This is a genomic window from Corallococcus sp. AB049A, from assembly GCF_003668885.1.
Taxonomy (GTDB): Bacteria; Myxococcota; Myxococcia; order Myxococcales; family Myxococcaceae; genus Corallococcus; species Corallococcus interemptor.
On record NZ_RAWL01000007.1, the window covers coordinates 1 to 24375 of the forward strand.

Below are 24375 nucleotides of genomic sequence, written 5' to 3' on the forward strand. Positions count from 1 at the left end.
GAGACGTGTATAAGAGACAGGTCATCAGCAGCCCACCCCAGCCCCCGAGGAACCGCGCGGCGGCGTTGGCGAGCGGCGTCTGCGCGTCCGCGACCCCGGGCAACGTGCCCAGCGCCACCCACTGAACCGCCGTGTAGATGAGCGTGACGACGCCAATCTGCACGATGAGCGCGAAGGGCACGTCGCGGCGTGGGTTCTTGAACTCACCCGCTGGCGCCGCCGTGTTCTCGAAGCCGGCATAGGCGAACAGCAGCAGGAGCACCGCGGCCCCCAGGTTGCCTCCCTCCCTGGGCGCCACGGACGTCGCCAGCGGCACGGACACGAAGAAGAGGCCCACGGCGATGAACACCAGCAAGGGCACCGTCTTGGTGACGGCGAGGAACACCGCCGTGCGAGCACCGCCCTTCACGCCCACGACGTTGATGGCGGTGAGCGCGAGCAGGGGCACGGCGATGGCCAGGCCCTGGCCCACGCCCGAGTTCGCCGCGGGCCACAGGAAGCCCAGCGCGCGGGAGAAGCCGACGGACAACGAGGCCACCGACGAGACGCGCGCCAGCCACGTCATCCAGCCGACCTGGAACCCCACGCGCTCTCCAAAGGCTTCACGCGTGTACAGATACGCGCTGCCGGGCTTGTCGAAGTAGCTGGCGGCTTCCGCGAAGCAGAGCACGAGCAGCAGCACCGCCAGCCCCGCGAGCACCACCGCGCCCGTGCTGGCCGAGCCCAGGTTCGCGGCGGCCGCCGCTGGCAGCAGGTAGACCCCGCTGCCAATGACGTCGTTGATGGAGAAGCCGACAATCTCCCAGCGCGATACAGCGCGCCGCATGCCCGGCTCAGGAGGAGGCGAAGGGGGTCCAGGGATCATGGGGAAGAGAACCCCACTGGAGCACAGATGCGGCGAATCCGCGAATTAGAGAGAAGCCGGGCTCCTTTCACTCCGTCCTGGCCTTCGCGCCCTCCCAGCGCTGGCCGGAGCTGTAGTTGAGCGGGATCCACCGGTAGCCCTTGCCCTCCGCGCTCAGCCGGCCCAGGCCGGGGAAGGGCATGTGCGCGAAGCCGATCAGATCGCCGCGCTTCGCCGCTTCCGTGAACGTACGCGCCCGCTGCGCCGCGGCCGCGCGCTCGTCGACGTCGTAGGCAACCGTCACCGAGGGCTCGCGCAGCTGCACCGAGCCGAAGTGCATCAGGTCGCCCCCCAGGACCAGCCGCTCGCCACGGCTCTCCACGACGTAGGCGCTGTGCCCCGGCGTGTGTCCCGGGGTCGGCATGGCCCGGATGCCCGGAACGAGGGTGTCCCCATCCCCGAACACCTTCAGCTTCCCGGCCTCCTGGTACGGCCCCACCATCGCCCGCGCCTCCTCGAAGTACTTCGGGTCCACCGAGCCCCTCGTCCGGTCATCGCGCCCCAGCCAGAAGCCCGCCTCTCGCGCGTGCACCCGGAGGATGGCGTTGGGGAAGGCCCGGCCCGTCCTGGCCATGAGCCCGCCCGAGTGGTCGGAATGGATGTGCGTCAGCAGCACCACGTCGATCTGCTCGGGGCGGTAGCCCGCCGCCTGGAGGTTCTGCTGGAGCTGGCCTCCCACGCCAGGGCCGAAGAAGCTCCCCACGCCTGTCTCCACGAGCACCAGCGCGGTGCCGGTGTTGATGAGGAAGGCATTGATGGACACCTCGACCGGATCCTCCAGGTGGTCGCGCGACAACAGCTCCTTCACCTGCCTTGGCGTCGTGTTGGTCGCCACCTCGCTCACGGTCTGGGGAACGGTGCCATCGGAGAGCGCGGTGACCTCGAAGTCACCGAGCAGCAGCCGATGGACTCCAGGGGCCTGGGGCCGGACCTGGGGCGCGGCGGCATGGACGGAGGTAGGAAGCAGTGGCGCACCCGTCAGCATCATCAGCGTGAGGGCGCGAGAGACAGAGAGGAAGGAACCGCGGGCAGTGGGCTTTGTCATGCGCAAGGAGATACGCCCCGCCTTCGCTGGGATAAACGGGAGCCGTTCACACACTCCGTTTCACCGCTGAAACAATCCGAGGTGGCAGATGGACACGTTCACGGCGATGGAGGCCTTCGTCCGTGTGGTGGAGACCGGCACCTTCACCAAGGCCGCCGACGCGCTGGCACGCCCGAAGGCGGCGGTGACGCGGCTGATCCAACAGCTGGAGGCGCATCTGCGCGTGAAGCTGCTGCACCGCACCACGCGCCGCGTGACAGTCACCCCGGAAGGAATGATCTACTACCAGCAGGCCCTCCGGTTGCTGGGCGAGGTGCGGGAGCTCGAAGCCACGTTGTCCCAGTCACGACGCGGTCCCCGGGGGCGCCTGCGGGTGGAGTCGAGCGGGACCATTTCGCGGCTGCTGCTCGTCCCCGCGCTGCCGTCGTTCTACGCGCGCTATCCCCAGATACACATCGAGCTGGGCGTGAGCGACCGCGTCGTGGACCTCCTCGCGGACAACGTCGACTGCGCCATTCGAGGAGGTCCGGTGAAGGACGACTCGCTGGTGGCAAGGCACCTGGGGGACCTCTGCTATTGGCTGTGCGCATCCCCTCGCTACCTGGAGCGCCACGGCGCGCCGCTCCACCCACGGGAGCTGGCGGGGCCGACGCACGCGGTGGTCAGCTACTTCTCGTCGCTGAGCGGCAAGGAGCTCCCCTTCGTCTTCATGCGCGAGGGCGAGCGGCTGGAGGTCCAGGGTCGAAGCCTGCTCACGCTCAACGAAACCAATGCGTACCTGGCCGCGGGACTCGCGGGCCTGGGCGTGATGTTCGCGCCGCGTTTCGTATTGGAGCCGCACGTTGCGTCCGGGGAGCTGGTGCGGGTGCTGGATGGCTGGCGGCCCGAACCCCGGCCCTTGTTCCTGGTCTACCCACCCACACGCCAGCTGGGCGCCGGGGCGCGGGTCTTCATCGACTGGTTGACGGAGCTGTTCGCAAGCCGGCCCAACTTGTGGCGCGATGACAGCTGAGATGGTGCTCTGTCCCATCAGGAGGAACACCATGGCCGACGCGAAGATCTCCATCACCTACTGTACCGCTTGAGGCTACCTGCCCAAGGCTGCCCGTGCGGCGGCCGTGCTGAAGGACGAGCTGGAAGTGGACGTGGAGCTGAAGAAGGGCGGGTCCGGCGTCTTTGAGGTGGCCGTGGACGGGCGGGTCGTCATCAAGAAGACCGGCCTGGCGTTCCCCAGCGAGCGGGAGGTGGTGGACGCGGTGTTCCGCGCCCTGAAGCCCTGACGGCTCACGCGGGCAGACGTTGCAGGGCCTCCGCGAGGCGGATGTGTCCCTGGAATGCGCCGCTGCCCCGAGGCGCTTCGCCCTTTTCAATCGCATGGGCGAAGCGCACTCCGGCGTCCGCCTCCAGCCGCTCGAAGAGGGCCTGGAGCTTCGGGTAGTCGCGGCGGTCCAGCACCTCGTGGTACCGCGTCCACCGGGCGATGCCGATGAAGTAGGCATCCGCCAGCGTGCGGTGGTCGCCCAGCAGCCACGGCGTGTCGCCCATCAGCACCTCCAGCTTCGCGTGCGCGGAGATGACCTTGCGCGCCCCCAGGCTTCGCAGCGCCTGCTTTTCGGACTCCTGCAGCTCGGCGTGCTCGAGCGCGTACCAGAGCGGAGAGAAGGCGCTGAAGAAGGTGGTGTTCAGGTACGCGAGCATCTGGTTCAGCCGGTCGAAGTCCTCCGTGCCCTGGGCGAACGACAGCCCGGTGCCCACGCCGCGCGCACCCAGATGGTTGAGGATGGCCATGCTCTCGCTGATGCGCGCGCCCGTCTCCGTCATCAAGGTGGGCGTCTCCGCGACCGGATTGATCCGGAGGTAGTCCGCGCTGGTGACATCCTCCGGCATGGCGATGCGGCACAGCTGGTAGGGCCGGCCCAGCCACTCCATCGCGACGATGGAGCCGAACGAGCAGCCAGAGGGGACACCGTAGAAGAGGGTAGGCAGTGCCATGGGGAATCTCCTGTCCGAAGCGGAAGGCGTCATGCCTTCGATGGAGACACCATGGCCGTGGCAGCGCGCGCCGTGTAGACAGCGGAATGCGAACGCAAGGTCCACACCCGTGGACGATGAGGCGCGGCCCTTGAATCTCAACGACCTCCATCTTTTCGTCCAGGCCGTGGAGAGCGGTGGCTTTGCCTCGGCGGCGCGACGGCTGGGCATTCCCAAATCCACGGTGAGCAAGCGCGTGGCCGAACTGGAGGACGCGCTGGGTGCCCGGCTGATCCAGCGGACGTCACGAAGCTTCGCGCTGACGGACGTGGGGCGGGACTTCCTCGACCATGCCCGCGCCGCCGTGATGGAGGCGGAGGCCGCTGAGAACGTGGTGCGCCGCCGGCAGGTGGAGCCGAGTGGCGTGGTGCGAATCACCACGTCGCTCCCCACGGCGCAGTTCCGGCTCGCGGAGCGTCTGCCATTGCTGGCGCTGGCGCATCCCAAGGTGCGCGTTGAGCTTCACGCGACGGACCGCTTCGTGGACCTGGTGCAGGAGGGATTCGACATCGCCGTGCGCAGCCACTTCTCACCCTTGCCCGCATCGGGCCTGGTGCAGCGCCGGCTCGCGGTGGAGTCCTTCGTGCTGGTGGCGTCGCCCGGCTACCTGTCCAGCCACGCCAGGATTCGCCGGCCCGAGGATTTGCACGAACACGACGGCCTCCTGATGAGCGCCACGGCTCCTCCGTGGAGGCTGCGCGGGCGGGCAGGGGAGACCGTCACCGTGATGCCGAAGGCACGCATGATCGCCGACGAGTCACGGGTGCTCCTGAAGGCGGCCATGGCCGGGCTGGGCGTCGTCTGTCTGCCGGAGTCGTTCACCCACGTGGACGTGGAGGCCGGGCGGCTGGTGCGGGTGCTTCCCGCCTGGACCGCGGGCACGGTGACGACGACGATCCTGACGCCCCACCGCAGGGGCCAGCTGCCCGCCGTGCGCGCCGTCATCGACTTCCTGATGGAGGGTGCCAGCGAAGCGTAACGCGGGTGCCTCGGGGTTCGAGGGCTTCAATGGACAGCGTCCATCCGAAACGCTGCGTCAGCCGTTCCACCAGCGACAGGCCGATGCCGTGGCTCTCGCTGCCGGGCTCGGCGCGGCCAAAGCCAACCCCTGTATCGGTCAGGGTCCACGCCCCGGGCTCGATGGCGATGACGATGCGGCCCTCGCCCGTGTAGGCGAGCGCGTTCTTGAGCAGATTGCCCATCATCACCCTGGCAACGGAGGCAGGGAGGGGCGCGTGGACTTCGCCCTCGGACTCGATGGTGAGCGCGATGGTGCCGCTCCGCCGGAGGTGCCCGTACAACGCGAGCAGTTCTCGCGAGACGCGGTTGAGTTCGCAGCTTTCTTCGGTTCGGCGCTCCCGGGCCAGCCAGAGGATGCCCTCCGTCAACAGGCCCATCTGGCTCACGGCCCGGCGCAGCCGCTCGAACGTCTCCGCGTCTCGCGGCGGATCGAGTTCCAAGATCTCCACCGCGCCCTGGGCAACGGCCAGCGGCGTGCGCAGCTCGTGACTGGCGTCCCGGTTGAATCGCCGCTCACGCTCCAGCTGTTCCTGGATGCGTGCGTCGCGTGCGAGCAGCGCGTCCAACAACGTACGGACCTCGGCCACTCCGCCGCCGTCCCCGGGCGGCGGTGTCCCTTCGGAACGGCTCCGCTCCACCATCCGCTCCAATGGCCGGCCCAGCCTGCGAGCCACGAGGCGGGCGAGGAGCGCGGCGGCCAGCAACGCCAGCAAGGCACTGGTGAGAAGCAGCCCGGCGGTCCGCTTCAGGTGGGCCGTCGTGCTCGTCAGGCGCGTCACGTCGAACGCGAAGTAACGGCGGCCTCCGTCCGTGCTGGGGCGCACCGCGACGTGGAAGTGTCCGTGGTCTCCGGCGGACACCTCATACTCTCTTGGATGCGCGTCCGGACGCAGGTGCTCCGCGAGCCACGGCGGCAATGCGGAGTGCCCGTCATACCGCGTGATTCCGGGGACGTGGCCTGGCTCGGGCCGGTCCGCCTCCGTGGCCACGATGCGGCTGAAGATGACGTCCTCCAGGTCGTAGCTGAAGAGCGTGAAGAACCCACCCATCAGCACCAGAGAGAACGCGGCGGACAGTGGAGGTTCACGCGGAGGATGGGGAGCGGATCCCCGCGTGGGTGCTGGAGCCGGAAGGGAAGGGGACGAATCCACCCGTGGCCCTCCTGCTGCACGGTCTCACCCGGAGCAAGGACGACTGGCTGTCGGATGACGAGGTCCGTCGCTGGTTGAGCGAGCCGTAGCAAGGCCCCCGAAAGCGTGTGGATTTGCCTGGCATGTCCTCGTGACGACCGAAGACAAGCGCAAGGCGTGGCAGAAGCTGGTCCTGGATCACTTTCGTGATGAGGTGCGGCAGAACTGGGACGACGTCCTGTCCACGTTCCCGCACCCGCACTACGAGCTGGTCCCCACCATGAAGGTGCATGACGGCGACCGCGCGGTGCGGGACTACTACCGGGAGACGCGTGTGGCGTTCCCGGATCAGCACCACGAGATCATCTCGTTCCGGCACAGCGATGATGCCGTCATCGTGGAGTTCTGGCTGATGGGCACCCACCTGGGGGCGCTGGGCTCCATTCCCGCCACGGGCAGCCGCTTCCGGGTGCGCATGAGCGCGTACTTCATCTTCGACGAAGCAGAGAAGCTGGTCTGCGAGCGCGTCTACTTCGACACGCTCAGCATGCTCAAGCAGCTCCTGGGCGGATTGGACATGGGCTCGCCCAGGAACTGGCTCCTCGCCGTCCGCTGCCTCAAGGGCCTTCTGGCCATGTCCGGCGGCACGCCCGCGCCCGAGCTCACCGAGACCCGGCCGCCCACCTTCATCGACTGAAGCGGAGCAGGGGCATGGGTTGGGGTTCACGGTGGCGTCGGCGCGCCTGTTGACCTTTAGGGTCGTGCGTCCTGGACTTTAAAGGTTGATGTGGCTCAGACTCCCCGCGCGGAGCAGCTGCCCTTCTTCCGCCTCCCGAGGAGCCATGCCCGACACGACGACCGATGACCTGGCGCGCACGGAAGCCTCCGCGCGCCGCAGGCTGCTTCCACCCACGCCCGCGCGGCCCGTGCACCTCTTCACCCTCGACGGCATCCGCTACGAGGCGGTCCGCGAGCTGGTGTTGATGCCGAACGGCGAGGTGCTGATGCTGGCCCGTCGCTTCACGGAGCTGGGCAACTCGCTGCCCGGGTTCTGCTTCGTGCGGCGGCTGGCGAACCCATCCACTTCCATGCAGCGCAGGCGCCTGGGGGAGGAGGTTCAGCTGGCCTTCCGCTTGCGCCACCCGGCCATCGCCACGGTCTTCCATCGCAAGGTGCACCAGGGCGCGCTGCACGTCGTCATGGAGGCCGTGGAGGGCCCCTCTCTGGATACGCTGGTGAGCGCGGGCGTGGCACGCGGACGCCCCGTCTCCGAGGCCTTCGCCCTCCATGTCGGCGCGGAGCTCGCGGAGGCGCTGCACCATGCGCACACGCTGACGGACGCGGACGGCCATCCGCTCGGCATCATCCACCGCGACGTCAATCCCCGGCACGTCTTCGTGGGGACCCAAGGCGAGGTGAAGCTGACGAACTTCGGCGCGGCGTACTCGCTGGTGGTAGGGCGTGAGGAATCGCCCGCGAACCTCGTGCGTGGAGACGTGGCCTATGCCTCGCCGGAATATCTGACCCGACAGCCCCTGACGCCGCGCTCGGATGTCTTCAGCCTGGGTGTGCTGCTGGTGGAGCTCTTCACCGGCAAGCACCTCTTCGACGTGGAGGATCTGCCACCCCCGCCCAGGCGGTTGGCCTCCCTTCAGGCGGAGAGCCTTCCCTCCCTGCCTTTGATGCAGATGCAGATCCTGCTGGCCCGCTTCAGCCCGGAGGATGTCGAGGAGGCCGTGGCCTCACTCTCCCCGGACGTGAAGGCGATGCTCCATGTCGCGCTGCGCGCCAACCCCGAGGAGCGGTTCGCCACGGCGGCGGACATGCGCGACGCCATGCGAGTCGCCCTGGCGAGACGGCACGCGGGCTACGGCCGTCAGGAAGCCGCGGCGGAGTGGGCGCAGGTGCTGTCGGAGGGCATCGGCCTTCTCGATGGGGTGGAGTTCGGCGACGAACTGGCCGCGGATGCGTGGGAGGGATTGAAGGGGAAGTGACGCTTCAGCGCGCCAGCGCCGAGGCGACGTGGAGCAGGGCGTCCAGCTTCTCCGCGTCCAGCTTGCGCGCCAGGTGGAGGAGGCGCCGCAGCTCCGGGGGGGCCTCCTCCTTGGGTGGCGACTTCGAACCCTTGCGCACGTCGCCTGTCGCGGTGAGGCCCATCAACTTCTCGGGAGAGACGCGCAGCTCCCGGCAGAGGCGGTAGAGGGTGGGCACGCTGGGCAGCATCTTCCCGCGTTCCAGGCGGTTGTAGACGGGGTGCACCAGTTCCACGCGCTCCGCGACTTCTGCCTGCGTCAGGCCCAGGTGCTGGCGGGCCGCGCGAGCTTCCGTGCCGATGGTGATGCCGAGTTCTTCGTTCATGGCGGGGCGCAGCGTAGCCGAGGACGCGCATGGGAATGCCCCTGGTAGGGTGCGCGCCCCGCAGGGAGGATGCCGCATGCGCGAGGCCGGGTTGCCCGAAGGAAGGACGCCATGATGAGGGGGCCGCCTCCGGCCGCGTTGTCTCCCGGGGCCCGGGTGCTGGGCTACACGGTGGAGCGCCAGCTGGGGCAGGGCGGTTTTGGCACGGTGTACCTCGCTCGCTGCGAGGGCCAACCCTTCGCGCTGAAGGTGCTGCACCTGCCGCGCGTGGGCGAGCGGGCGGAGCGCGAGGTCTCCATCCTCACCCGGCTGCGGCACCCCAACGTGGTGGGGATCCTGGGCCATGGCTACTGGCCGGTGGCCCGGCCGCAGTTCGCCGTCATCGCCATGGAGTATGTGGACGGGCGCCGGCTGGACGACTGGGCCGACGCGGAGAATCCCACGGCGCGGCAGGCAGCGCGCGTGTGGCTGGGCGTGGCTCGGGCGCTCGCCGCGGCCCATGCGGATGGGGTGGTGCACCGGGACGTGAAGGAGGGCAACGTCATGGTGCGCGCCTCGGATGGCGTGGCCAAGCTCGTGGACTTCGGTATTGGCGACTACGCGGGCGCGCGTGATTTGACGGCGGACATCCTCCCTCCGGGGACGCTGGACTACCGCTCCCCGGAGGCGTGGCGCTTCCTGCGAGGCCACCGCGAGGCACCGGACGCCCGCTACACGGCGGGCCCGGCGGACGACCTGTGGGCGTTGGGCCTCGTGGCCTACCGGCTGCTGACGGCGCGGTTCCCCTTTGATGGCGAGGACCCCGCCAGCTTGACGGAGGCGATCCTCACCCGCGCGCCCACGCCGCCAAACGAGGAGAACGCGCGCGTGCCCCGGGTGCTGAGCGACGTGTGCCTGCGGCTCCTTGAGAAGACGCCCGAGGCGCGAACGCCGAGCGCCAAGGCCCTCTGTGAGTCCCTGGAGGATGCGCTGCGCGGCGCTGACGCGGCGTGGGACGTGCCACTCTGCGATGCCTACGCCGAGGACTCCGCGACGACGGAAGGGGAGGACATCGACAGCTTCGAGCAGTGGATGAACGAGCCCCGGCACCGTCCGCGCCGGGGCAAACGGCTTTCCCCGAAGCAGGTGCCGCCTCCTGAAACGACCGTGTGTGTGGTGCCCGCAAAGAAGCGCGGGAGCTTGCGTGCCTGGACGACCATCGTCGTCGTGCTCGTCCTGGCGGGCGCGGCATGGGGCGTCGGGAGATCACGAATCTCGATGCCGGCCCCCGCCCGTCAGGAAGTAGCGACCCCTGGCAAGTCGCCTCAAGCTGACCGCGCCGCAGCCGCCGCTCTCCCTGCGGCGCTCCAGGAGGATTCCGTCACCGTGACGACGCAGCCGAAAGACACTCCGCCCATTCCGCTCCCCTCGAAGCCCGTGAAGAAGGGCATGCGCACCATGGCCCGTGCTGTCGGCGCGGCGGCGGTCTGCACTGCGCTCGGGTGCCCTGGTGCTCAGGTGCGCTCGCCTCCGCCGCCGGAGCCGTGTCCGGTGGGCGCGGTGAAGGCCATGGAGAAGTGGGGCATCAAGATTGGCGACAAGCACATGGCGGTCGTTGATTTCGATGAGAAGTACCTCACCGTCCAGGACGGTCCCGGTCAGGTGAGCCTGTTTGGCCAGTGGGGGGACATGCCATTCAGGACGGTGCTCTCAGGCCGCCTCATCGTGCGCGACCACGTTTATGGGCGACTGACGTGGGCAACGACCCCAAGGGGAGACAGCTTTCCTGTCTGCCTGGAGGTCTACGACACGACGGGTGATCGCGGCATGGTGCGAGAGGCCGGAAACGACTCGCCGTCCAGTGCCCGCATCTTCACGAGCGTGTACGTGAAGGCGGTGAGGGAGTTCCAGTAGCCAGGATGCCCCTGGGAGAGATCGCCGAGTGAATTCATCCTCCATCGTGGTGGTCCTGGGGCTGCTCCTCGCGAGCGGAGCCGCCACCGGGCAATCCGAACCCTCCGACTTCGGACCAGGAACGCGTCGGATCGAGCTGTTCTCCGACGAGCCTCAAGCCACGCCGGAGATCCTGATCAGCGCAGGTCTTTCCACGACGCTCCTCTTCGATGCCGACTTGAAGCGCGAAGCGGTCGAACTGGAGGGGCGGGACCGATTCCACCTGGTGGACCTGGGGCAGGCCACGCTGCGCCTGATGCCATCTTCTCGCGTCACCATCGCCGAGACGTTCCGGCTGGTCGTCCACTTCCGGGACGGAGCCGCGCCGGTCAGCGCGTCCTTTCGTCTGCGAGTCCATCCCGCGAAGGCCGAACCCCTCATCGAGATCTATCGCATCCGGCGGACCCTTGAGACCTACCAGCAAGAGGTGCGGGAGCGTCGGGAAGAACTCCTCCGCTGCAAGGTCGAGAACTCCCGGTTGGCCGCGGAGCGTGAAGCACCTGCTGGACTGGCAGGACTCCTCTCCGTCGGAGCCATGGATGAGCACGGCGTCCTTGGAAGAGACGCGACCAAGGACGACTACGTTGAGAGGGAGAAGTGGCTCCAGCGCTCCTTCGTCAGCCTCTACCGCTCCAAGGCATGGGTTGCCGTGGAGATTCACTTGACGGTGAATCCAGGTGGAGTGCCCTGGATCGCGAAAGGGGCGATGCTTCGAAGCAAGGGCGGAGCGGATTTGAAGGTGCTCCGCATCTGGCAGGTGCAACCGACTCCAGAGAAAGAAATCCGGCGCCTCGTGGTCGAAGCCGAGGCTCCGGCGGACTCCGTTCAGGGCCCCTTCTCACTCAAGCTCTGGGAGGAAGATGGGCCGCGGACCCTCACGCTGCGGAACATCACGTTCCCGTGAGGGCCCGGGCGCCCATTCAGCTCTCGGAAGATGCGCACGGGCCTTCGATGACGACCTTGAGGCCCCGGGGTTCGTTGCGGTGGAAGGTCAACGTCAGGCCCGTCTTCCGGCACAGCTCCCGGACGATGGCCACGCCCAGCCCGCTGCCGCGCGGATCTCGTTGACGGGCCTCGCCCGCGCGGAAGAGCCGCTCGCCCAGCCGCTCCAGGTCTTCCGGGGGCAGCCCCGGGCCGTCGTCCAGCACGGTGAGGCGGAAGCGCTCGGGCGACACGCGCTCCAGCAGCGCCACCACGTGGCCTCCTGGATCTCCATGCGTGATGGCGTTGTGCACCAGGTTGCCCACCGCCTGCTCCAGCATCGTCGCGTTGCAGCGCACCCAGACAGCGCCATCCGGGTGGCTTGCGTCCACGCTCAACTCCTTGCGTCGCGCCAGCAATCCCAGCCTCGCCACGACGCGCTCCACCACCATTCCCAGCTCGGCCCGGGGTTCACCGGCCAGCGGATCCACGCCCTCGCCCAGCTGACAGGCCAGGCGCAGGTTGTCCACCAGCGCCGTGAGATAGACGGTGTCCTCGATGCCGCGCACCAGCAGCCCGGACAGCTCGTCCCGGGACGCGGCCGTGGCCTGCTCCAGCGCGAGCTGCAGCGACGCGATGGGCGTCTTCAGGTCATGCGCCACGTCGGCCAGGAAGCGCTCCAGCGCATGCTTCCGCGCTTCGATGTGCCGGGCGTCCGACACCACGCGCGCATGCGTGCTGTCCAGCACCCGGGCCAGGTCACCCAGCTCATCCGGTGCCGCGTCTTCCGCGGGTGCGTACGCAGGGCCGCCCAGCCGTCCCGCGGTCTGGTGCAGCCGCCGCAGCCGGCGCAGGAGCGGCCCGATGACCACCGCAGTGGAGAGCGCGGCGGCCAGCGACGTGAAGGTGACGGCGGCCAGCAGCATCCACCGCAGCTCGTCCATGCGGTCGATGAGGGGCGGCCAGCGGAACTCCAAGAGACTGCACGGCCCCGCGTCCGCGACCCGCATCAGCAGGGCTCCGCCCCACGCGTGACCGTCGAAGCGCGGGAAGTAGAAGGTCAGCGGCTTGGGCTCACCGGCGAGCAGCCGCTCCACGAGCTTCGGATCCGGACCGCTGTTCTCCGTCGCGGTTCCGGAAGGAGCCAGCACCCGGGCCGCGTCGAACGCCACCACCTGCATCCCCTGGGGCGACGTATAGGTCCAACCCCCAACCGAGGCCCGGCACGCATCGGCCTGCGTTTCGAACATCGTGTCGGCCAGGAGCTGGACGGTGTGATGCGCGGACAGCTCCGCCGCCTTCCGGAAGGAGATGGATGCGGCGGCCAGGGTGGCCAGAATGCCCAGCACCACCGACGCGATGGCGGTGCGCCACGCCAGCCCGTGCCACACCTTCACGGCGCGCCCTCCGGATCGAACCGGTAGCCAATGCCCCAGACCGTGCGCAGGTGCGCTCCGGCCGGCCCCAGCTTCTTGCGGATGCGCGCCACGTGCGAGTCCACCGTCCGCGTGTCGCGCTCTTCATTGGTCGGCAGCGCCTGGTCGGCGATCTGCTCGCGGGTGACGGCGCGTCCGGGCCGCTCGACGAGGTAGAGCAGCACGTCCAGCTCATGCCGCGTGAAGGACACCGGCCCGGTGCCCTCGCGGCTGACGGTGTGCGCGTCCAGGTCGATGCTCACGTCCGCCCAGCGCAGCGTGCGCCGTGCATCCTCCTCCGGCAGGCGGAGCCTCGCGCGGATGCGCGCGACCAGCTCCTCCATCCAGAAGGGCTTGGCGAGGTAGTCCGCCGCGCCCAGTCCGAAGGAGCGCAGCCGCGCCTCCAATTCCTGTCGCGCGGTGAGGACCAGGATGGGGACGCGCAGCCGGTGTCGCCAGGCCTGGAGCAGCTCCAGGCCGTCCATCCCCGGCAGGTTCAGGTCCAGCACCACCAGGGCGGGCGGCTCGCGCTCCGCGGCCTCCAGCGCGAGCGGCCCGTCCGTGGCGAGCGTCACCTGGAAGCCCGCGAGCTTGAGCCCGCGGACGATTCCGGCGGCGATGGGAGGGTCGTCCTCCACGACGAGGATGGGACCATGCACGTCCATGGGGACGACCTCCGTCAAGCGCGTGGCTCAGGGCGCCGAAGCGTACTTGATGTAGTAGTTGACGTTGATGTTGATGGGGCGGGTCTCCTTGTCGCCCGAGGTGGCGTCGACGTCCTTCGACCCCTTGTTCCATTCACCCACCCTGAAGCCGCCCTTCACGGTGTCGGCGGTGTTGGAGTCGTCCTTGGGGAGGTTCTTGACCTCGATGGAGAAGGCGGAGGTGCGCGGCGCGCCGGTCGCGAACTCCTGCACCGAGCCGACCGCGTCCCCGAAGTTGCCGCCAGCGGCCTCCAGCGGGGGAAGCCGTTGCGCCGCGTCCGGATCCCTGCCCGCGCCGTGGTCGGTGCCACGCAGGAAGCGGCCGCGGTAGTCAGGAAGGTAGAAGACGTTGCCGCTGCCTCCGTTGGCGTAGCCGATCTGCGCGAAGAGCGGCGCGTAGGCGTCCGTTGTCGCCTGGCCGGCGCCGCCGCAGGGGGCCCAGTACTCCGAGGGGGGCCTCGCTTCCCCCGGGAAGCCCACCACGGCCCCGATGGGGAACCCGTCCGACGTGGCCGTGGACGAGGCGGGCCCGCCGCAGACGTACCAATCCACGTTGACGTTCCCGGGACGGGTCTCCAGGTTGCCGCCCTTGAGCTTCACGTTCGTGGTCTTGCTCGTGTACTTGCAGACGTGCTGTCCGCGGATGTTGGTCGCCTTCTTGGAGCCCGTGGGCAGATGGTGGAAGGTCAGGGAGATGGGGTTGCGGGGAGCACCCGTGGCCCAATCCTGGACGGAGCCCACCAGGTTGCCGACGGAGCCACATTCTCCGGAGGGCAGCGTCGGCTGGGGCGCCGTCCGGGTGGTGGCGTCCGGATCGTTGCCGGTGGATCCGCTCACGCCCCGCAGGAAGCGCCCCCGGAAGTCGGGGACGTAGAAGTACGGGTTGCCGTTGCCGCCAAAGCTCTTGCCCAGGACGGCGAAGAGCTCGGGCTGGCTCGCGGCGAGGTGGGAGTTGCCGTTGCACGACAGGAAGCGGGTGTCCGTCAGCACGCGCCCGGCGAACGGGAGGATGGCGCCCGTGGGAATGGCGGTGGGATTGTTGCGGCTGTCGGTGCTCGACGCCTTGATGATGAAGTGGACGTAGGCGTTGACCGGGCGCGACTCCTTGTCACCGCCGGTGACGAAGCCGCTCCAGGTGAGCGTGCCATCCTCCCAGTGCGCCAGCTTCTCGCTGAAGTCCTCATACGCCCTGTGGAGCCTGTGGGGCAGGTGATCCGCCTCACCCTGGAAGGACTGACCCACGAAGCTGGTGGCCCACGACTCCACCGAGCCCGGACGGTCTTCCACGTTGCCGCCCTTCTGGGCCGCCGTCCGGGTCTTCACATCCGGGTCGCGCACGGTGGCGCCAGCCGTGCCGCGCAGGAAGTACCCCTGGAAGTTGGGGAGGTTGAAGGACTGGCCGGGGTAGCCCCCATTGGCGGTCCCGATGGCCTTGAACAGCTCCGGCAACTCCGCGACGTCGTGCCCCGACCCGTCACAGAGCAGCCAGCCCTGCGGCGCCAGTTTCGAAGGGTCCCCGCCGTAGGCGAGCACGGCGCCCACGGGAATCGCATCCGCGGCAATGGTGGGCTTGTTCGGCTTCACATCCGTCATGACTGCCTCCCCCTCTTGCGGCGCCCCAAGCGCCTTGCAAGGTGAGAGGAGGATGCGGGGAAGCTGTGGAGGAAGTGTGGAGCGCGTCAGAACGACGGCAGGTCGGACGCCAGATGGGACGACAGCCCTCCGTCCATCACCAGGGCGCTGCCGTTGACGTAGCCGCCCGCGGGCCCGACGAGGAACGCCACCAGACCCGCCACCTCTTCTGGCGTTCCGAAGCGCTTCGCGGGGATCCGCTCCTGCAACCGCTGGCGTGACGTGGACGGCGCCTTCGCCAGCATCTCCGTGTCGATGTAGCCCGGACAGACCGCGTTGCAGGTGATGCCGTAGCCTCCCCACTCCGCGGCGATGGCCTTCGAGTAGCCCACGAGCGCGTGCTTGGTGGCCGCGTACGTGGACGACTGGGCGCCCCCGAAGAGCCCCATGATGGACGCGACGTTCACGATGCGCCCGTGGCCCTCCGCCTTCATCCGGGGCAGCGCCCACTGACACAGGTTGCGCACGCCCTCCACGTTCACGCCGAAGAGCAGGTCCCACTCGGCGACGCTCACCTCATCCGCGCGATGAAACGGCCCTCCCAGGCCCGCGTTGTTCACCAGCACCCGGGGCACGCCCGCCTTCGCTTCAACCCGGGCGAGCGCGGACTCCACGTCGTCCCGGCTCGCGACGTCGCAGGCCAGTGGCCACGCGCGGCCACCAGCCTCCACCAACTGCTTCTGGAGCTGCTCCAGCGCGGCGGCGTCTCGCGACAGCAGGACCACCTCGAACCCGGTTCGCGACAGCTCCGTGGCGATGGCCGCTCCAATCCCCCGGCTGGCTCCCGTGACGACGGCGACAGGCGCTTTCATCAGAGCACCCCCTGCGGCGGGACGAGGCGCAGTTCGTCGACGCGCACGTTCGGAGGCTTCATCGAAATCTCCCAGATGCACTGGGCCACGTCCTCCACGGCGAGCATGTCCGCGGGGCTGAACTCCGGCCGCGACTTCCAGAACGCGGTGTAGACCGCGCCGAGCGACAACAGCGTGGCGCGGATGCCAAAGGCCTTGCCCTCTTCGTTGAGGACGCCGGTCAGCCCCCGGACGCCATGCTTGGTCGCGGCGTAGGCGCCGTTCATGGGCAGCGTCAGGTGGTCGCTCACGGATCCGATGTGGATGATGCGGCCACCGCCCCGGAGCTTCATCCGCCGGAAGGCCTCGCGCGCGCACAGGAACGTGCCCGTGAGGTTCACGCCGAGCGTCCGGTTCCAGTCCTCCAGCGACGTCTCGTGCAGGGGCGTGAAGACGCCCACGCCCGCACAGTTGACCAGGAGCTCCACCGGGCCCGTCTCCGCCTCCGCCCGCTCGAACAGCGCCCCCACGGAGTCCTCGCGGGTGATGTCCACGTGCAGGCAGTCCGGCGTCTCCGTCCTCACGTCGCTCGCGGCGCACACCACGCGCAGGCCCTCCGCGCGCAGCTTGTGGACGACGGCGCGCCCGATGTCGCCGGTGCCTCCGACGACGATGACATTCCGAATGCTCAAGCCCCGTGCCTCTCCCCGGGCCGTCCCCAGAAAGCCCATGAACAGGCTAGTCCATGCAAAGCGCGCGAACGAGGGATACTCACAAGGACGCTGCGGGAAGCTTTGGGTGAGGTTATTGGCTATTTTCTCAGAGTGCGAGTCCCCGGATGTGCGGACTCGTCCAGAGAGGCCCGAGATGATCTTCTTCATCATCCAGCCGAACGTCCCGGTGAATGACGCGTCCATCACGACGCCAAACGCGGACCCCACGGTGCCGTGGAACCGGGTCGGTGTCAGGCTGGCGGCGTGGACCGAGGTGTACACGGACCTGCCGACATTCTTTGAAGCCATTGTCGTCGCGGCACTCGCCGACCCGGTCTGCCGAGGAATGCTCGCGACGATGGGAACCGAGTTCGCGATTGCTCCCCTGGACGGCACATTCCTGTCGGAGAAGTCGCGATTGAACCGGGTGACGGCGCTCTTCTACGGGGTGCTCCGCTACTGGTGCAGCCCGCAGATCGGCAATCCCCAGTCCCCCACGCCAGCGCCGTTGGAGAAGCCGCTCACGCACATCGCGCTCTGGCAGCCAATGCTGGAACCGAACGCGCCGCGGACCGGCATCACCGACCTCTACAAGTCCATGCGGGCTCTCCCGCTCGCAACGGCGACGCGCCGCGCCCAGCTCCGCATCTTCGACAACATCCTGGAGGCTGCCCGGGCGGTCGTTGGCGAGGTCACGACCTCGCCCATCCGGCGACTCGACAAGCTGTTCGCGTTGAAGCTGACGAACAGCCCTCGAATGCTGGCGCGGCAACGCCAGCTCATTGGCGCCTACGTCGGCCGGCAAAAGGACAACTTCGACAAAGCCATTGCTGAGAAGAAGACCCTCTTCACGATCAAGGTCTGTCAGTACATGGCCTATTATTTCGGGCCGGATCTCTGCAAGCAGCTCAACCGGCTCAAGGCCCGGGAGGTCCTGGGCGCGTTCATCGCGTTCGCCCTGGACGACTCGGACAAGGCGGTCCTGGCGCCACTCCCGGAAGCGGTGCGGGCCATCTGGCTGAGGCTCCCACCGGTGGCGCGCTGCTGCATGCTCATCAATGATCTTCGCAAGCTGTTCGAGGATCCCAAATCTCCCACGGATGTCCGTGCCTCGCTCGCGTTGCCCAGGAAGGAGCTTCTGGCGGACCCGCCTCCGCTGCTCTGGCCCAGGAGCTACCGGGTCATCCGCCCGGAAAGAAAGACGTTCGATGGCGTGGTCGCTCAAGGCGTGAATCCGCGATTCCTTGCCGCGTGGAATCCGGATGAATACGCGGAGTATGTCATGACGTACCGGATGAACCTCTGCCCCCTGTGGGGAGGCGCCTCCGGTCACGCGGTCAATGCCATCCACCACTGGCAGGAGGCATTGGGAGAGAAGGCGCCGAACGTCACGAGGTCCGTCATCGCCGCGAGCCTCTTCGTCCTCTGGCGGCTGTTCTACGACATCCGCATCAGCCCCACCCATACGCTGACGGAGACGTTCGAGGCGACGCTCGCCCCTCGGGACAATCAGGTAGTGGATTCATACGAGGCCAGCTCGGGCGAGGAAATCGAGGCGGCTCCCCGTCTGATGCTGCCACCCCCCAAGAAGTCCGAGGAGAGCAAGGAGTCCGACCCGGTGCCCCAGCCACGCAAGCCCGTCTTCGCGGTGCTGCCTCAGCAACTGGAGGACGCCTACGACGTGCTCGACCTGTGCCGGATCCGGGACGGAGCCCGCGCCGGTGCGGTCAACCCCATTGGCCTGGTGCGGATGCTGTCGCGGGCCTACTGGAACGGGCAGGGGTTCGCTGGCTACGACACGGTCCAGCAGGCGGTGAATCGGGAGCGAAAGACGCTCGCGGACCAGGGGTATTGGCTTCCGCGGTGGTCGCACGATGCGACGTCCAAGGTGGGCACGGGCGTGATGTCCTACGTGGAGTCCGAGGATCCGGACATGCAGCCCATCAAGCCCGAGGTGGCCAGGGAGGCGCTGCGCCTCCTGGGCGGCATCCTTCAGCGGCTGTGCACACCGGTTGAGCCTCTGCGCGGGTTCCGGGCTCCCTGGGCCCTGCATGCGAAGGTATTGGACGAAGTGAAGCTCCGGCAGCCCGCGCTGTTGGAGAGCCGGCGTGAGAAGGCCGAGACACTGCTTCGGCGCGGAATGAAGACCCTGGAGGTGCTCGCGGGGCTCGTGGGCGTGCCGGAGGAGCCCCTGAGCGCGGAGCTGCAGCTCCTGCTTCGGGTCGCGACGCAGTCCTTCCTCCTCTGCATCCAGTGGTTGGAGCCCACCTCGCCCGAAGGCCGGGCACCGACGGTGGGGGTCCTGCCGTCCGAGCTCGTGACGGTGCTCTGGTCCCGGCTGTCTCCGCTGCCCAGCCTGCTTCAGGAGGCGGCGAAGACCGCCGTGCCACGGACCTATCAGGAGACGCTGAGGATGGTCGCGGCGGAGCTCGAGCAATTGAAGGCGGAGCTGAGGCCCCTGTTGCCGTCGTCCGCCCGAGGCAACCTGCGGGAGGAGGGCGTGCGCAAGCGGCCCACCTCCCGCGAGGCGCCAGCGTTCTCTCCCGAAGTGAAGAAGGCCCAGGCGGCGGTGAATCAGCTGATCTCCCAGGTGAAGCCGCTGCTCCAGTCCCTGGTGAATGAGATGAGAAGCGGCCTGAGCCTCGCGAAGCAGGTTCCGCCGGAGTGTCGTGCCGCCGTGCGTGAGGCGCTGCGTCTGCTGGAGGAGGACGAGTTGCTGTTGAGCCTGTCCCTGACCCCGTACCGTGTGGACGGGACCCTGGCGCGGTTGTCGGATGACGCCATCGCGCTCAAGGTGCGGCAGCTGGTGCGGGACCTGCCCGGTTCACTGCGCTCACTGCAGAAGACGCTGCGAGCGGCGTTGAAGGGCCCGAAGCTCTCCCCCGTGAACCGCGGCTTCATCAACTCCCATGTGGACAGGATTGCGTTGCTGCTCCCCTCGGTGGAGCAATTGACGCTGTCCTCCCATGACGACCTTCCTCAGGAGCGCTGGGCGCCGAGCGACATCATCGCGGAGGTCCGCAAGTCCCGTCAGGCTCCGACCTCGAAGCCTCCTGTGTCCTCCGTGCCTTCGTTCAGCCGGTCCAACAAGGGGCCGTCCACGTCCACCGGGGACTCACACCGCTTCGTCCAGGGGCTGGACACCCACTGGTACACGGGGGACGAAATCCGGGTGTTACTCGGGTTGCACCTGCGCGACGTGCGCGACCGGGTCTACATCATGGAAGGCATTGACGCGCATCTGCACCAGGGCTTCACGCTGGAGGAAAACCTGCGACAGGTCCGCGCCGCCATTCGGGACACCGAGACCCAATGCGTCGTGGCGCCAGTTCATGTCGGAGGCAATCACTGGACGGCGCTCTCCCTCCACTTCGACCTCCAGGCGGCGAAGCCCTATCTTTCACCTGCGATTCATTACGTGGATCCGCAGGGGACGCGCGGACTGCCCGAGACCCTTCGCCTGTCCCTGCTCATCCTGTTCCCGGACGCCCGCGTCACGACGTCGACCCAGGCGTATCAACCGGCCAACGACGAACATAACTGTGGCCCGTGGACGGTGACCCTGCTGGCTCATCTGGCGCGGCACGGGGGCGTGCTGCCAGACAGGGGCGCCTTCAACATCCAGGAGGCTCGCACGGAGGATGGAAGGCGTCTCCAGCAGGCGCTAGACCGCCCCTGACGCCTGGCGTGTTCACCGGAGGCCCCAGGGCCTACCCTCGGAAGTGCGCATGGAGCACCTCCTCACCCACGCCGAGCAACCCGTCCAAGTACGCAGCGCCAGGCGTGCCAGCCGGACCTGGCCTCGCTGGCTCCGCTACTCATTGCCGGGGTCCTGGGTCGCGCTGCTCTTCGCATGTCTGGCTTTCACACCATCGCTGCTGCCGCGCAGCGGGCCGTTCCAGGGCTTCGTCAGCGGCCTCAGCGCGGCGATGGGCTATGGGCTGGGTTGCCTGGGCGCATGGCTCTGGCGGGAGTTCGCGGACCGCCCCGCGAGGACACCCCGAAAGCTCGCGTGGCAGGGCTTCTTCGCGACGGCCCTGGTGGCTTTGACGGGCGCGCTGCTGCTCGGCTGGCACTGGCAGCACCGTTTGCGGGAGCTCATGGGCATGCCGTCGCCGGGCCGCGCGGGCTATCTGCTCGCCCCCTTCGTCGCGGCGGCCTTCTTCTTCCTGCTCGTCGCCATGGGGCGCGGACTGCGCGCCGTGTTCCGCGCGCTGGCCACGCGACTCTCACGGCACATCGGTCCTCGCGCGGCCCGGGCAACGAGCGGCCTGGCCGTGGTGGTGATCACCGCGCTGGTGGCCAGCGGCGTGCTGTGGGACGGGCTCATCGCCACGGCGGACCGCACCCTGGCGGTGCAGGACCTGATGACCGACGAGGGCGTGGTCCAACCCCGGACGGCGCTGCGCTCCGGCGGCCCCGGCTCCTCCATCCCGTGGGAGTCCCTGGGGAGGGAAGGGCGCAACTTCATCGGACGCGGGCCCTCGGTCGACGACCTCTCCCGGTTCCATGGCACGGCGGTGAAGGAGCCGATCCGCGCGTACGCGGGCTACGCCTCCGCCCCGGACGCGGAGGCGCGCGCGGCGGTCGCGGTGGACGACCTGGAGCGGGCCGGCGGCTTCGACCGCGAGTACCTGCTCGTGGTGACGACGACGGGCAGCGGCTGGGTGGTGCCGGAGTCCGTGGACGCCTTCGAGTACCTGGCGCGCGGTGACTCGGCCATCGTCGCCATGCAGTACTCGCATCTGTGGTCGTGGCTCTCCGTCCTGGTGGATCAGGAGCGGGCCCGGGAGTCGGGCAGGGCGCTCTTCGACGAAGTGTATGAACGCTGGTCGCGGCGTCCTCCGGCGCGGCGCCCCAAGCTGCTGGTGTTTGGAGAGAGCCTGGGCTCCTACGGCGGAGAGACGGCGTTCAGCGGCGAGCGGGACCTGGCCAACCGCGCCGACGGGGTCCTCTTCGTCGGGCCGCCGAACTTCAACACCCTGTATCGCGCCTTCACCGACCACCGCGACGCGGGCAGCCCGGAGGTGGAGCCCGTCTACAGAAGCGGCCGCATCGTCCGCTTCAGCCGCCGGCCGGGGAGCGATATCCCGCCCGCGTCCGAGCCCTGGGGGGACTCGCGCGTGCTGTACCTGCTGCACCCCTCCGACCCCATCACCTGGTGGAGCCCCCGGCTCCTGGTGCACCGGCCGGACTGGCTGCGCGAGCCCCGGGGCGCGGACGTCCTGGGCCAGATGGTGTGGATCCCCTTCGTCACGTTCTGGCAGGTGACCGCGGACCTTCCCCTGGGGATGGAGGTCCCCGCCGGATACGGCCACGTCTACACCGGCGAGCACGTGGACGGCTGGGTCGCGCTCCTGCGGCCCGAAGGCTGGAGCGCGGACCAGACGGCCCGGCTGCGCCAGCTCCTCCTCGCGAGGGATGCTTCGAACCGTGGATAGCTGGTGGCGCAACGACCCTGCGGCGCCCCCTGTCTTCCGGTGATTCGTCAATGAATACGATTACTTAGGTTCACTCGACAGGGTCCCACCACCGCTCCTGGCGCCCGGGGGGCCCTCCCGCGTCATGGCCCCTCTGCTCCGAGGAGGCTCCCCGCTTGCCCTGAAATCACGTATAGGCCTCCGCACATTTTCGCGCGGCACGCGAGCGCCCCGCAGGGCGAGCGGTCAGTGACCCCCGGGACTGCTCTGGAGGAACGGATGGAGTTGTCGAGTCTCGAATCGGATTTCTGGGCAATCGCACCAGGCGTGATTGGCGCCGTGGGCCTGCTCTTCGCTGCGTTCTTCTACTTCCGCGTCAAGGGCCTGCCCGAAGGTGACGCGACGATGAACCGCATCGCGGGCTACATCCGCGAAGGCGCGATGGCGTTCCTCGTCCGCGAATACAAGGTGCTCGCGGTCTACTGCGTGGTCGTCGCCATCGTCATCGGCCTGGCGCTGGGCCCGGTCGCGAGCGCGAGCTTCGTGGCGGGCGCGTTCCTGTCGCTGCTCGCGGGCTACATCGGCATGAAGGCCGCCACGTTCGCGAACGTGCGCACCGCGCAGGCCGCGCGCACCGGCTCCAAGCCGAACGCGCTGCTGGTCGCGCTGGACGGTGGCGCCGTGATGGGTCTGGCCGTCGCCGGCCTGGGCCTCATCGGCATGGGCGTCCTCTACTACGCGTTCCGCGGGAGCGCGGAGCTGTCCCCCATCCTCCACTCGTTCGCCGTGGGCGCCAGCTCCATCGCGCTCTTCGCGCGCGTGGGCGGCGGCATCTACACCAAGGCCGCGGACGTGGGCTCCGACATCGCCGGCAAGGTCATCGAGAACATCCCCGAGGACGACCCGCGCAACCCCGGCGTCATCGCCGACAACGTGGGTGACAACGTGGGCGACGTGGCCGGCATGGGCGCGGACATCTACGAGTCCATGGTCGCCGCCATCGTCGCCGCCATGGCCATCGCGCTGACCGCCAACTCGACGCAGCTGTCCCGCCTGCTGGTGGACACGAACGCGACGGGCAACGCGAAGCTGGCCGGCGTCATCCTGCCGCTGGTGCTGTCCGCCATCGGCCTGGTGGTCAGCCTGGTGAGCATCTTCATCGCCCGCGCGCTCAAGCACATGAACCCCGCGCAGGTGCTGCGCAGCGCGCTCATCATGCCCCCCGTCATCCTGGTGGGCCTGTCCTTCGTGCTGATGAACGTGTTCGGCCTGTCCCAGAACATCACGTTGGCGCTGGCGGCGGGCGCGTTCGGCGGCGCCATCATCGGCCTCGTCACGGACTACTACACGTCGTCCACGCCGGTGCAGCGCATCGCGGAGTCCTCCATCACGGGCGCGGGCACCAACCTCATCCGCGGCCTCGCGGTCGGCATGGAGAGCGTGGGCATCTCCATGGCCACCATCGCGCTGGTGGCGTACATCGCGGACCGCGCGCTGGGCCTGTACGGCATCGCGCTGTCGGCGGTGGGCATGCTGGGCGGCACGGCCGTCGTCATGACGGTGGACGCGTACGGCCCCATCTCCGACAACGCGGGCGGCATCTCCGAGATGTCCGGCCTGGGCCCGGACGTGCGCGCCATCACCGACGAGCTGGACGCGGTGGGCAACACCACGGCCGCCATCGGCAAGGGCTTCGCCATCGGCTCCGCGACCCTCACGGTCATCGCGCTCTTCTCCGCGTTCAACCTGGAGGTCAACCACACCCGCGTGGCCAACGGCCTGGCGGAGATGAGCCTGGAGCTGACCAACCCGAACGTCATCGTGGGCCTGCTCTTGGGCTCCATCCTGCCGTTCCTCGTCGGCGCTTCCACGATGCTCGCGGTGGGCCGCGCGGCGGGCGCCATCGTCGAGGAGATTGGCCGTCAGTTCCGTGAGATTCCGGGCCTGATGGAGCTCAAGGCGGAGCCGGACCCCAAGAAGATCGTCGACATCGCCACCAAGAGCGCCCTGCGCGAGATGATCTTCCCGGGCATCATCGCCATCGTCGCGCCGCCGCTCGTGGGCTACCTGCTGGGCCCCGGCGCGCTGGCGGGCCTGCTGGCCGGTGCGCTCGTCGTCGGTGCCACCATGGCGCTCTACATGGCCAACGCGGGCGGCGCCTGGGACAACGCCAAGAAGTACATCGAGAAGGGCAAGCTGCCGGGCCACGCCAAGGGCTCGGCGGTCCACAAGGCCGCCGTCGTTGGCGACATGGTGGGCGACCCGTTCAAGGACACGTCCGGTCCCGGCGTGGCCATCCTCATCAAGGTCATGAGCGTCGTGTCGCTGCTCGTGGCCTCGCTCATCGCGCTGCGCTGAG

Annotated in this window: 21 protein-coding genes; 11 read left to right on the top strand and 10 right to left on the bottom strand. The window is 68.7% G+C overall.

Features of this window, described 5'->3' with window-relative positions; all coding sequences use genetic code 11:
- Nucleotides 1–826: APC family permease (locus tag D7X55_RS01440; RefSeq protein ID WP_121721992.1), on the bottom strand; the 826-nt coding region annotated here is incomplete at its 3' end.
- A gap of 106 nt (nt 827–932) precedes the next feature.
- Nucleotides 933–1949: an MBL fold metallo-hydrolase gene (locus D7X55_RS01445; RefSeq protein ID WP_233609463.1), complete on the bottom strand. Its 1017-nt coding sequence runs from the start codon at nt 1947–1949 to the stop codon at nt 933–935.
- 88 nt (nt 1950–2037) lie between these two features.
- Here D7X55_RS01445 and D7X55_RS01450 point away from each other — a divergent pair, with 88 nt between their 5' ends.
- Both D7X55_RS01450 and D7X55_RS43205 read left to right on the top strand, forming a co-directional pair.
- Nucleotides 2038–2961: a LysR family transcriptional regulator gene (locus D7X55_RS01450; RefSeq protein WP_121721994.1), complete on the top strand. Its 924-nt coding sequence runs from the start codon at nt 2038–2040 to the stop codon at nt 2959–2961.
- Between the two features lie 31 nt (nt 2962–2992).
- Nucleotides 2993–3229 carry a SelT/SelW/SelH family protein gene (locus D7X55_RS43205; RefSeq protein WP_233609465.1) on the top strand — a complete coding sequence of 79 codons (237 nt, stop codon included), beginning with the start codon at nt 2993–2995 and terminating at the stop codon, nt 3227–3229.
- Nucleotides 3230–3233: 4 nt separating this feature from the next.
- On the opposite strand, the gene D7X55_RS01455 is transcribed toward D7X55_RS43205, so the two are convergent.
- Nucleotides 3234–3941: a glutathione S-transferase family protein gene (locus D7X55_RS01455; protein ID WP_120546446.1), complete on the bottom strand. Its 708-nt coding sequence runs from the start codon at nt 3939–3941 to the stop codon at nt 3234–3236.
- A gap of 130 nt (nt 3942–4071) precedes the next feature.
- On the opposite strand from D7X55_RS01455, the gene D7X55_RS01460 reads away from it, so the two are divergent.
- Nucleotides 4072–4959 carry a LysR family transcriptional regulator gene (locus D7X55_RS01460; RefSeq protein WP_121722014.1) on the top strand — a complete coding sequence of 296 codons (888 nt, stop codon included), beginning with the start codon at nt 4072–4074 and terminating at the stop codon, nt 4957–4959.
- On the opposite strand, the gene D7X55_RS01465 is transcribed toward D7X55_RS01460, so the two are convergent.
- Nucleotides 4922–6049 (bottom strand): HAMP domain-containing sensor histidine kinase, encoded by a 1128-nt coding sequence (locus D7X55_RS01465; RefSeq protein WP_121722013.1) that lies wholly within the window; start codon nt 6047–6049, stop codon nt 4922–4924. The two genes, D7X55_RS01460 and D7X55_RS01465, sit on opposite strands and share 38 nt — an antisense overlap.
- Nucleotides 6050–6075: 26 nt before the next feature.
- On the opposite strand from D7X55_RS01465, the gene D7X55_RS01470 reads away from it, so the two are divergent.
- The 3 genes from D7X55_RS01470 to D7X55_RS01480 all read left to right on the top strand — a co-directional run bounded on the left by D7X55_RS01470 (nt 6076) and on the right by D7X55_RS01480 (nt 8124).
- On the top strand, nt 6076–6240 hold the full coding sequence (locus D7X55_RS01470) for a hypothetical protein (protein ID WP_233609466.1): 165 nt from the start codon (nt 6076–6078) through the stop codon (nt 6238–6240).
- A gap of 41 nt (nt 6241–6281) precedes the next feature.
- Nucleotides 6282–6827 (top strand): ester cyclase, encoded by a 546-nt coding sequence (locus tag D7X55_RS01475; RefSeq protein WP_121721995.1) that lies wholly within the window; start codon nt 6282–6284, stop codon nt 6825–6827.
- Nucleotides 6828–6972: 145 nt separating this feature from the next.
- Nucleotides 6973–8124, top strand: a complete 1152-nt coding sequence (locus tag D7X55_RS01480; RefSeq protein WP_120546444.1) for a serine/threonine-protein kinase — start codon at nt 6973–6975, stop codon at nt 8122–8124.
- Between the two features lie 4 nt (nt 8125–8128).
- Here the strand turns inward: D7X55_RS01480 and D7X55_RS01485 are convergent, their stop codons facing one another.
- The gene (locus D7X55_RS01485) at nt 8129–8488 is read right to left on the bottom strand and encodes a helix-turn-helix transcriptional regulator (protein ID WP_120546443.1); all 360 of its coding nucleotides are present in this window, start codon (nt 8486–8488) and stop codon (nt 8129–8131) included.
- A 111-nt stretch (nt 8489–8599) separates the two neighbouring features.
- Between D7X55_RS01485 and D7X55_RS01490 the strand changes: the two genes are divergently transcribed.
- Both D7X55_RS01490 and D7X55_RS01495 read left to right on the top strand, forming a co-directional pair.
- The gene (locus tag D7X55_RS01490) at nt 8600–10381 is read left to right on the top strand and encodes a serine/threonine-protein kinase (protein WP_306437696.1); all 1782 of its coding nucleotides are present in this window, start codon (nt 8600–8602) and stop codon (nt 10379–10381) included.
- A gap of 28 nt (nt 10382–10409) precedes the next feature.
- Nucleotides 10410–11324: a DUF2381 family protein gene (locus D7X55_RS01495; protein WP_233609467.1), complete on the top strand. Its 915-nt coding sequence runs from the start codon at nt 10410–10412 to the stop codon at nt 11322–11324.
- A gap of 16 nt (nt 11325–11340) precedes the next feature.
- Here the strand turns inward: D7X55_RS01495 and D7X55_RS01500 are convergent, their stop codons facing one another.
- The 5 genes from D7X55_RS01500 to D7X55_RS01520 form a co-directional block, all read right to left on the bottom strand.
- Complete coding sequence (locus tag D7X55_RS01500) at nt 11341–12738, bottom strand: HAMP domain-containing sensor histidine kinase (RefSeq protein ID WP_121721996.1); 1398 nt, start codon at nt 12736–12738, stop codon at nt 11341–11343.
- Entirely contained in the window at nt 12735–13421 is a 687-nt protein-coding gene (locus D7X55_RS01505; protein WP_120546478.1) for a response regulator transcription factor, read from the bottom strand. Before D7X55_RS01505 ends, D7X55_RS01500 begins: the two co-directional genes overlap by 4 nt.
- 27 nt (nt 13422–13448) lie before the next feature.
- The gene (locus D7X55_RS01510; RefSeq protein WP_121721997.1) at nt 13449–15053 is read right to left on the bottom strand and encodes a phage tail protein; all 1605 of its coding nucleotides are present in this window, start codon (nt 15051–15053) and stop codon (nt 13449–13451) included.
- A gap of 86 nt (nt 15054–15139) precedes the next feature.
- The gene (locus D7X55_RS01515; RefSeq protein ID WP_121721998.1) at nt 15140–15904 is read right to left on the bottom strand and encodes an SDR family NAD(P)-dependent oxidoreductase; all 765 of its coding nucleotides are present in this window, start codon (nt 15902–15904) and stop codon (nt 15140–15142) included.
- Complete coding sequence (locus D7X55_RS01520) at nt 15904–16575, bottom strand: SDR family oxidoreductase (RefSeq protein ID WP_120546439.1); 672 nt, start codon at nt 16573–16575, stop codon at nt 15904–15906. Before D7X55_RS01520 ends, D7X55_RS01515 begins: the two co-directional genes overlap by 1 nt.
- Nucleotides 16576–16750: 175 nt before the next feature.
- Here D7X55_RS01520 and D7X55_RS01525 point away from each other — a divergent pair, with 175 nt between their 5' ends.
- The 3 genes from D7X55_RS01525 (at nt 16751) to D7X55_RS01535 (ending at nt 24374) form a co-directional block, all read left to right on the top strand.
- A complete protein-coding gene (locus D7X55_RS01525) occupies nt 16751–20275 on the top strand; it encodes a hypothetical protein (RefSeq protein WP_121721999.1) in 3525 nt (1174 codons plus the stop codon).
- Nucleotides 20276–20417: 142 nt separating this feature from the next.
- The gene (locus D7X55_RS01530) at nt 20418–22037 is read left to right on the top strand and encodes an alpha/beta-hydrolase family protein (protein ID WP_233609469.1); all 1620 of its coding nucleotides are present in this window, start codon (nt 20418–20420) and stop codon (nt 22035–22037) included.
- A gap of 258 nt (nt 22038–22295) precedes the next feature.
- A complete protein-coding gene (locus D7X55_RS01535) occupies nt 22296–24374 on the top strand; it encodes a sodium-translocating pyrophosphatase (RefSeq protein ID WP_120546436.1) in 2079 nt (692 codons plus the stop codon).
- The last annotated feature ends 1 nt before the right edge of the window (nt 24375 follow it).